General features: G+C 43.6%; 8 protein-coding genes. 5 read left to right on the top strand and 3 right to left on the bottom strand.

What is annotated here, in order from left to right; all coding sequences use genetic code 11:
* The 3 genes from ACJ751_RS01950 to ACJ751_RS01940 form a co-directional block, all read right to left on the bottom strand.
* A partial coding sequence (locus ACJ751_RS01950; RefSeq protein WP_407743692.1) for a hypothetical protein occupies window positions 1-528 on the bottom strand: 528 nt, incomplete at its 3' end.
* 348 nt (window positions 529-876) lie between these two features.
* The gene (gene cobA / locus ACJ751_RS01945; protein ID WP_407743691.1) at window positions 877-1,617 is read right to left on the bottom strand and encodes a uroporphyrinogen-III C-methyltransferase; all 741 of its coding nucleotides are present in this window, start codon (window positions 1,615-1,617) and stop codon (window positions 877-879) included.
* A 25-nt stretch (window positions 1,618-1,642) separates the two neighbouring features.
* Complete coding sequence (locus ACJ751_RS01940) at window positions 1,643-2,329, bottom strand: Crp/Fnr family transcriptional regulator (protein WP_407743690.1); 687 nt, start codon at window positions 2,327-2,329, stop codon at window positions 1,643-1,645.
* A 326-nt stretch (window positions 2,330-2,655) separates the two neighbouring features.
* Between ACJ751_RS01940 and nirB the strand changes: the two genes are divergently transcribed.
* The 5 genes from nirB to ACJ751_RS01915 form a co-directional block, all read left to right on the top strand.
* A complete protein-coding gene (nirB, locus tag ACJ751_RS01935) occupies window positions 2,656-5,157 on the top strand; it encodes a nitrite reductase large subunit NirB (RefSeq protein ID WP_407743689.1) in 2,502 nt (833 codons plus the stop codon).
* Between the two features lie 264 nt (window positions 5,158-5,421).
* Window positions 5,422-5,772: a nitrite reductase small subunit NirD gene (nirD, locus tag ACJ751_RS01930; RefSeq protein WP_407743688.1), complete on the top strand. Its 351-nt coding sequence runs from the start codon at window positions 5,422-5,424 to the stop codon at window positions 5,770-5,772.
* Between the two features lie 297 nt (window positions 5,773-6,069).
* On the top strand, window positions 6,070-7,608 hold the full coding sequence (locus ACJ751_RS01925) for an alginate export family protein (RefSeq protein ID WP_407743687.1): 1,539 nt from the start codon (window positions 6,070-6,072) through the stop codon (window positions 7,606-7,608).
* Between the two features lie 23 nt (window positions 7,609-7,631).
* A complete protein-coding gene (locus tag ACJ751_RS01920; RefSeq protein WP_407743686.1) occupies window positions 7,632-8,855 on the top strand; it encodes a CmpA/NrtA family ABC transporter substrate-binding protein in 1,224 nt (407 codons plus the stop codon).
* A 32-nt stretch (window positions 8,856-8,887) separates the two neighbouring features.
* On the top strand, window positions 8,888-9,460 hold a 573-nt coding region (locus ACJ751_RS01915), incomplete at its 3' end, for an ABC transporter permease (RefSeq protein WP_407743685.1).

Below are 9,460 nucleotides of genomic sequence, written 5' to 3'. Positions count from 1 at the left end.
GGCCTGTAATAAAATTTCGTTGTATTTCTTATTCTCGTCCTCGGGTTCAGCGATGATCTTTTTGATCTCAGGGAATAAAAAGAAATATTCCATACAGGTTTGAAGGGCTTTGAGGTGCAGTGGGCGAACGGTGCTCCTGTTGGTGTTCATCAGGAGTCGAATAATATAATCGCCGTTGGCAGTTGGAAATGTATCATACAACTCGTCCTTGTCAGCAGCACAAATATCAATCTGGCAAAGAGCGAGCCGGTTATTCAATAGTACCATAAAAGAACGGGCAAAATCAGAACTGCCCGCATACAGGTAACTTGCTGCCACCGTATCAGCAGCACGGCTCAGCTTCCATGCCCACTTACAAATAGCCGGCATGTCGCGTGGAATGTTTAAAGGGCGTAACGATAACGTATACGAAGAAGGATGTTGAAAAAGTTTTGTATAAACTATTTCCTTCTTCGAGTGCAGGCCGGTAGAAGAAATTAACCCATCCTTCAGGCCTGTAATTCCTGGTGTAGTGCATGTTATCTGCATAACGTTAATGTAAGCTCCCGGTTTTTTATCCGGGAGCTCTTAGTGCCTAACCAGAGCCTTTGTATAATTTCAAGAATTTATAGCGCAGTATCGCTAAATTCTTCTCTGTTGCTACTTTTGACAGAATACCTCGTTTAAAACACCGGAATCCTGTTTCGTGACAATAAAAAATTTGTGAATCTTAAGTGAATACGCCCCATCATTTAGCTGGTGATACATAGAAGTACTTAGCGCGTATGCGCATGATAGGAATCCTCTTATAAACTACGATTTGAAGTATTATTTTATCGTAATATATAACGTTATATAACAACCGTTGGTATGTATTAACAGATTTATTGGTGGTTATTAAGTGCCAACCAATAAATCTGTATTTGTGACCGGGCCAATGATGATAAGGGCCGGATGAGTGATATGTTGTTCTGCTGCCAGTTGTGGCAGGTCTTTGATGGCGCCCTTGACAAGTTTGTGATACGGCAGCGATGCATAATGAATGATTGCTGCAGGCATATCGCCATAACCTTTGTCAAGATAGATGCTGGCGATTTCAGGCAATTTTTTCATACCCATATAAATAACTACAGTGGCTTTGCTTTGTATGGCCAGTTGCAGATCGGCAGATAATGAGCCATCTTTTTTAGTACCGGTAACCACCCATATACTTTCACTGATGTTACGAAAGGTTAAAGGAATGTCGTACAAACCACTTGCCTGCATACTGGTAATACCGGGGATGTAAGTTGTTTTTATTCCATGTTGGCGGGCAAATAATATTTCTTCAAACCCTCTTCCAAAAATAAAAGGATCGCCACCCTTTAAACGTAATACCCTGCCTTTTGAAAAGGCCTTTTCTTTTATCAGTTCATGTATTTGTTCCTGTGGCGTGTAATCGCCATAAGGCAGCTTGCCTACATAAATGTTTTCACAACCCGGTTTGGTATAATCGAGCAATGACTTATTTACCAGGTTATCATACAACACCACCGGCACTTCCTGTAAAAGTTTATATGCTTTTAAAGTAATGAGTTCGGGATCGCCCGCCCCGGCGCCTGCTACTATTAATTCGGGTTCCACAGTTAATGCTGCCACTAAAAAAATATTTTAATAAAAGAGATCATTCAACAGTATGTGCAAGCAACTTCTCCGCATCTGCAATGCATATGCTCTTGCCTGATAAAGTTATGCTGCCTTCCTGTACCATTTCGTTCATAAGCCTGAATACGGTTTCATAGGTAGTGCCGGTATACGAGGCCAGGTCCTGGCGGCTGAGGGTGATATCAAGAAAACCTTCCGGCGTGGTGCCAAAGGTTGACTGAATAGATAACAAAGCCAGGGCAATTCTGCCAATAACCGGCATATGCGCCAGATTGCGCATCTTTTTCTCAGACTCCTTCAATTCACCGGCAAAGAACATCATCAGTTCATACAGGAACTGCGGGTTCACTTTCAGGGTCGACTGAAAAAAGCCAATGTCGATAAAACACACTTCACTTGGTTCCAGTGCGGTGGCTGATACGGGATAAAAAATATCATTACCCAAACCGCGATGACCCAGAATGGCGCCGCTTCGGGCCAGCCGAACGATCAGTTCTTTATCCTGAGTCCATTTTTTATGAACCTTAAAGGTGCCCTTATATATAAAGTAAATACCGGTAACCTCATTGCCTTCGGTAAAAAGCAACTCACCTTTATTTACATGAAAGCTTTGGCGATGGGCATCAACTGCCGGAAGCCATTCCTTTGAGCAGAGTCTGCATAAAAAGCAGCTTTTCAGATCACAACCATGTTTATTTCGTTTCACCCGGTAAAATTTATATGTAGTATTATTTAATATATCTTTTTTAGGCTAAATCAGTAGCAAAATCGCAATAGTTCATTGCCTGTCTAATGCTTTCTGGTTCAGACCTCAAAAATGAGAGAAAAATTTAAATAATTATACATTAGTAAAATAAATATATTATCTATATTTGAATTCTGAGTAAAAAGTACAACAAAAAGAACGTATTTTTATTACAGAGATCACAAAACAACGAATAAATTTTTAGCGAATTGCCATCTTGTTGTTACATGTGATTTTATATAATATAACGATTGCCTGCGCTTAACTGACACTTAAAACCGCAGATTATGAAAATAGTAGTTATCGGCAATGGAATGGTTGGATACAAGTTTTGTGAAAAGCTGACCGCCAAAGCCCAATCAGGGCAAATTGAATTAGTGGTTTTTGGAGAAGAAACCCGCCCGGCTTACGATCGTGTTCATTTGAGTGAATACTTTGCTGGTAAAACGGCTGAAGACCTCACAATGGCCGGCCTCGATTGGTATGCGGAAAGAAATATTAAATTGTATTTAGGAGATCCCATCTCTTATATAGATCGCGAACAAAAAACTGTTCGCTCTCACCACGGTATTACTGAATCTTACGATTACCTGATACTGGCCACCGGTTCTGCTGCCTTTGTTCCTCCCATCCCGGGTGTTGAAAAAGAAGGCGTATTTATTTACCGCACTATCGAGGACCTGGAATTGATGACGGCTTATGCTAAAAAAGCAAAGACCGGCGCTGTAATTGGTGGCGGTTTGCTGGGGTTGGAAGCGGCCAAAGCCATGATAGACCTTGGCGTTACCAATACCCACGTAATTGAATTTGCTCCCCGTCTTATGCCCCGGCAAATCGATGAGGCCGGTTCCAACATCTTAAAAGCAAAGCTCGAATCACTGGGGCTTTCCATTCATACAAGCAAGAACACCTCTGAGATCCTGGGCGATCAGTTCATAAATGGTATGCAGTTCTCAGACGATACCAAACTCGATGTGGATATGCTGGTGATCTCAGCCGGTATCAAGCCGCGCGATGAGTTGGCAAAACTGGCTGGTTTGGAAACAGGACACCGCGGTGGTATTGTCGTGAACGATAAATTAGCAACCGCCGATCCATTCATCTTTGCCATTGGCGAATGTGCTTTGCACGGTGGCATGATCTATGGCCTGGTGGCGCCCGGTTATGAAATGGCCGAAGTAGTAGCTGCCAACCTGCTGGGTGGCGACAAATCGTTCACCGGGTTCGACATGAGCACCAAGCTGAAACTGATAGGTGTTGATGTGGCCAGCTTTGGTGATCCGTTTGTGGCGCATACTGAAGGGCGTAGCATTGTGCTGGAAGACAGCATGAAGGGTGTTTACAAACGCATTAATATTTCAAACGACGGAAAATATTTATTAGGCGGTATCCTGGTAGGCGATGCAGATGCTTACAATATGTTGCTGCAAACCAGCAAGAATAAAGTGGTGTTGCCGCCTAATCCTGAAGATGTGATCCTGGGCGCACGTGGCGGATCTGGTGCTGAAGGTGGCGCCGGCATTACAAGCTTACCCGATGATTCGCTGATCTGCAGTTGCGAAAGCGTTTCAAAAGGCGATATCTGCAAAGCGGTAGGTGAAGGCAACGAAACCATGGATGCTGTTAAGAAATGTACCAAAGCTGGTACCGGTTGCGGCGGTTGCGTTCCCATGGTAAAGGACCTCATTAACCATACCCTTAAATCACAAGGAAAATATGTACGCAACGTAATCTGCGAACACTTTAACTACAGCCGTCAGGAACTGTACGACCTGGTAAAAGTGCATAAGCTGATGACGTTTGATGAAGTATTGAATAAACTGGGTACAGGCGATGGTTGCGAATTGTGTAAACCACCCGTAGCTTCGATTTTAGCCAGTTTGTGGAATGAGATGATCCTGGCTAAAGGAAACGATACGGCGCAGGACAGCAACGACCGCTTTTTGGCCAACATTCAAAAAGGCGGTACCTATTCAGTAGTGCCTCGTATTCCCGGTGGAGAAATTACACCTGAAAAATTGATCGTAATAGGAGAGGTAGCGAAAAAATATCATCTCTATACAAAAATTACCGGCGGTCAGCGTATCGATCTGTTTGGTGCGCATGTAAGTGATCTCCCCGCTATCTGGAGTGAACTGATCGCAGCAGGTTTTGAAAGCGGTCATGCTTATGGTAAAGCATTGCGCACGGTAAAAAGCTGCGTGGGCAGCACCTGGTGCCGGTTTGGTTTGCACGACAGCGTTAGCTTCGCTATTCGGATTGAAGAAAGATACCGCGGATTGCGCGCGCCTCATAAATTGAAATCAGCCGTATCGGGTTGTATTCGCGAGTGTGCCGAAGCGCAAAGCAAAGATTTTGGTATCATCGCTACCGAAAAAGGCTGGAACCTGTATGTGTGCGGAAACGGCGGTTCAAAACCACAACACGCCCTGTTACTGGCTACCGACCTTGATTCAGAAACCTGTATAAAATACATCGATCGGTTTTTGATGTTCTATATAAAAACCGCTGATCCTTTAACCCGTACTGCTACGTGGTTGAACAAAATGGAAGGTGGTATAGATTATCTGAAAAATGTAGTGGTGAATGACAGCTTAGGCATTGCCGAACAGCTGGAAGCAGAAATGCAATTGCTGGTAGATAATTATAAATGCGAATGGAAAGAAGCGATTGAGAATCCTGAGATCCGGAAACGTTTCTCGCATTTTGTAAATGCACCTGCAGAGAAAGATCCTTCTATACAATTTGAACCCATGCGGGAACAGAAAAAAGCGAAGGAGTGGAAGTAGCATAACAAAACAACGCGCATCATCTTTTGGCCGGGCCATGGGGCCACCATTCTTCTGATAATTTTCTTCTGATACACTAAAACACTCACACACACTTGCTATGTGGCTGACCGGCTTTTGGCCGGCGCTGGCTGCGTATACTAACGATTGTTTGCCTGCATTAAAAAGATGCAGCGGGTTTTTATTCCCCCATTTAAAGCCATAAGAAAAAATGATCAGTGAAAGCTGAACAGGAAATCTTTTTGTAAATATCAATGACATGTTATGATCCAAGAAAACGTACTTACCTGGTTTTTAGCCTGCCGTACTACAGATGTGCCTGAAAACGGCGGTGTTGCTGTAAAGTATCACGACGAGCAGATTGCGCTCTTCAATTTCAGTCGCCGCGGCGAGTGGTATGCTACACAGAATATGTGTCCGCACCGCATGCAAATGGCCTTAAGCCGGGGAATGATAGGAACGCAAAACAATGAACCCAAAGTGGCATGTCCCTTCCATAAAAAGACCTTTTCATTGTCCACCGGTAAATGCCTGAGTGGCGATGATTGCGGCGATTTGAAAACCTATCCGGTAAAAATTGAAAATGACCTGGTATATATAGGAATAGAAGAATAATGATTGCTCGCCCGACGGAGCCTTGGCGAAGGCGGGCTGAATATTGAATTTCCGAATAACATTCAATATTCGATGTTTTGGTTTAATGGTCGCTTGCCTACATAGTGTTTTAACGATTGCTTGCCATAATGTAAATCAAATTGTGTAACCAAACTCACTGCATGGTAAAAGCAAAATACACCAACGGCAATTAAAAAACCCCGGCAGATGGCAGTCTGACCGGGGGAAAGCAAATCACGACAATGGATCATCATCGTAAAAAACCAAAACAAAAGTATGAGGAAAAAATTAATTTTCATGGCAGTAACCGGAGCATTTTTAATGGGGAGACCAACCAGCACTGTCGCGCAATTTTCATTAGCGGGACAGTTACGTACACGTAGCGAAGTACGTGATGGTTATGGCACTCTTAATGCAAAAGGTACTGACCCTGCTTTTTTCACCTCTCAACGGGCCCGACTGATCTTTGGCTACAAATGGGACCGGGTAAACTTCAACTTCTCTGTTCAGGATGTTCGGGTGTGGGGACAGGATGCTTCTACCATTAATAATGCTGATGGTAACAGGCTGATGGTGCATGAAGCCTGGGCAGAAGTAACGCTTATGAATGTGGCTGATACCACCATAAAAACAAAAGGTATCGACAATCTTTCTTTTAAAATTGGCCGTCAGGCTTTAATATATGATGATGTGCGGTTGTTGGGCGACCTGGACTGGTTGCAACAAGCCCGCCGCCACGATGCATTGCTGATAAAAGCGTTGCACCATGGCTGGCAGGTTGATCTGGGCGTCGGATTCAACCAAAATACCGATGCGGCCGGGTATACCGGAACAGGCTATATCGCAGGTAACGTTCCTCCTTATGTTACCAATTCACTGGGAAACCTGGTAGCCACTCCGGCCGGATTACTGCCGCTTTCAACCAATGGCACTATGGGTGCAAAAAGCAGTGGGGCAGGTACACCGGTGCTGGCCAATACGGTAAGCACCAATGGCATGAACCAGCAATATAAATCCATGCAAATGGCGTATATAAGCCGCAAGTTCGGCCAAACAAAATTTGCAGGACTTTTCTTCAAAGATGATTTCTCAAAATACCGCCCCGATTCAGTAGGAGGCGCTGCTTCGGGATATGTATACGGCAGAAGATATGATGTAAAAGGGGTGAACAGCCGCCTTACTTACGGGTTAATGATCAATGGAACTATTGGTAATGCATCCGGCTTGAAAAAAGCGTGGCAGGTAGGCGCCTATTTTCAAAGTGGTAAAGACCGCGACGGAAAAAAGTTGAATGCTTCGCATTATACAGCATCACTTATGCTGCAGAAAGGCAAATTCAGCTTTGGCCCCGGCTACGATTATTTATCGGGAAATACCCCCACCACTGCTGCTAATGAAAACCATCGCTTCGATCCCTTGTACGGAACACCGCATAAACATTGGGGATACATGGATTACTATTATGTAGCAACCGGTTCTCCGACAGGCGGTTTACAGGATGCTTACTTTAAAGTAAAATATCAGGCCAATTTATTTTTTGTAAGCCTCGATGCACACAACTTCAGACTGGCACAAAATGTGGCAAATGCGTCTGATCCCGATAAAGCTAATATCGACAAAAACTTAGGATACGAGTTTGATTTTATCGCCAATTATTCACTCAACAAATTCACTACACTGGAGCTCGGCTACTCATTTATGAAAGCAAACAACAGTACCGAGTACGTTAAAAGAGCCACCATGGACCAGGCGAGGCACAATGCCAATTGGGCTTACCTGATGATCAACATTCGCCCCGATTTCTTTTTTAGCAAACCAGTGGCAATTAAACAATAATGAGGCCTTAAAATCAAACCGACATGAAAATTCTCAATATATCTAAAATACTAATTGTTGCACTGGCTGTTTTTGTTGTGTCAACATCTTTTATCCGGCATACAACGAATAAACCAACCAGGGTAATAAAGCTTGGTTTTATTCCTTTAACCGATTGCGCCCCTTTGATAATTGCCAAAGAAATGGGCTTCTTTCAAAAATATGGCCTGGATGTTCAGGTAACAAAAGAAGCCTCATGGGCAAATGTGCGCGATAAGGTATTGAATGGAGAACTGGATGGCGCGCATTGTTTATTTTCTATGCCTTTCTCTGTGTATGAAGGTATTGGCGGCAAAGCTGGTTCTGAAATGAGAATTGCAATGGTGCTGAATAATAATGGACAGGCCATTACACTGTCAAAAGATTTCTGTGGGCTGGTTGGATTTAAAGAACTAAAAAAAGTAGCTGCTGCAGTAAAATCAGTGCAGTCGAGAAAAGAAGTAACATTTGCTCATACTTTTCCCGGCGGCACACACGATATCTGGTTGCGCACCTGGCTGGCAGCCTGCGGCGTAAACTCAAAATCAGTAGGTATTATTACTATACCACCACCGCAAATGGTAGCCAATATGCGGGTTGATAATATGGAAGGTTTTTGTGTAGGAGAACCCTGGAATGGCGTGGCTGCGGCACAAAATGTTGGCTTCACGCATATTGCTTCACAGGATATCTGGAAAAATCATCCCGAAAAAGCATTGGTGGTTAATAAAGCATTTGCCGATGGTAATCGCGAAGACCTGAAGAAAGTGATGATGGCCATACTGGAAGCCTGCAAATGGCTCGATAATATGGGTAACCGTAAAAAAGCGGCCGCCATACTTTCACGCCCTAACTATGTAAATGCACCCGTTACCGTACTGGAGGCCCGCCTCATGGGAAGTAACGACCTTGGCTGCGACCTGGGAGTGCAGAAATATAAAGACGATTACATGTTGTTCCATAATAATGGTTTTGTAAACGCACCAAGAAAAGCACATGGCATCTGGTTTCTTTCGCAGTATGTACGCTTTGGTTTAGTAGATGCGTTGCCCGCCAATTATAAAGAGATAGCTGATAAACTGATCATGGACGATCTGTACGCTGAAGTGGCAAAAAGCATGAACATTCCTGTTCCTGCAGATGATATGAAGCCATTCAAATTGAACATCGAGGCTGCAACCTTTGATCCAAATAACCCGAAAGCGTATATCGCTGCATCGCCCAAATAAACCCCATTACATAACTATTCAAATTGTAAACAATGAAAGCAAAAGCAATAAAAATAGGATGGTCGGTGGTGTATTTCGCGGCAGGTATGCTGTTGTTGCTGGGAATGTGGGATATGGTTTCCCGGTTAACAAAAGGAGAGATCCCTTCACCCATTGCAACCTGGGGTACGTTTAAAGAAGTTATGACCAATCCTTTTCAAAATGATCCCGATAATAAAGGAATTGGTATAAAGCTGTTGAGTTCTTTGGCACGGGTAGGTATTGGTTTTGGATTGGGAAGTTTAATTGCTATTCCCCTGGGTTTTGTTTTAGGAAGCAGCCGGATAGCAATGAATATCATCAATCCCATTGTACAAATATTAAGGCCAGTGTCACCACTGGCTTGGTTTCCACTGGGATTGGCCATTTTCCAGGATTCACCCAAGGCCAGCATCTTTATGATATTCATTTGTTCTTTGTGGCCAACGCTTATCAATACATCTTTCGGCGTTTCGAACATTCCGCAGGATCATAAAAACGTAGGCAAAGCCTTTGGGTTTTCAGTTTGGAAATACATTACCAAAATAATGTTGCCCTATAGCTTGCCACATATTTTTACAGGTTTG

The organism is Niastella sp., from assembly GCF_045805085.1.
GTDB lineage: Bacteria > Bacteroidota > Bacteroidia > Chitinophagales > Chitinophagaceae > Niastella.
This window is presented reverse-complemented; position numbering and strand designations above follow the sequence as displayed.

Bases quoted from the DNA above. Each gene is read 5' to 3' on its own strand.
- ACJ751_RS01920 (WP_407743686.1), top strand. From the start codon at position 7,632: ATGAAAATTCTCAATATATCTAAAATACTAATTGTTGCACTGGCTGTT.
- nirD (WP_407743688.1), top strand. From the start codon at position 5,422: ATGATCCAAGAAAACGTACTTACCTGGTTTTTAGCCTGCCGTACTACA.
- nirB (WP_407743689.1), top strand. From the start codon at position 2,656: ATGAAAATAGTAGTTATCGGCAATGGAATGGTTGGATACAAGTTTTGT.
- ACJ751_RS01925 (WP_407743687.1), top strand. From the start codon at position 6,070: ATGGCAGTAACCGGAGCATTTTTAATGGGGAGACCAACCAGCACTGTC.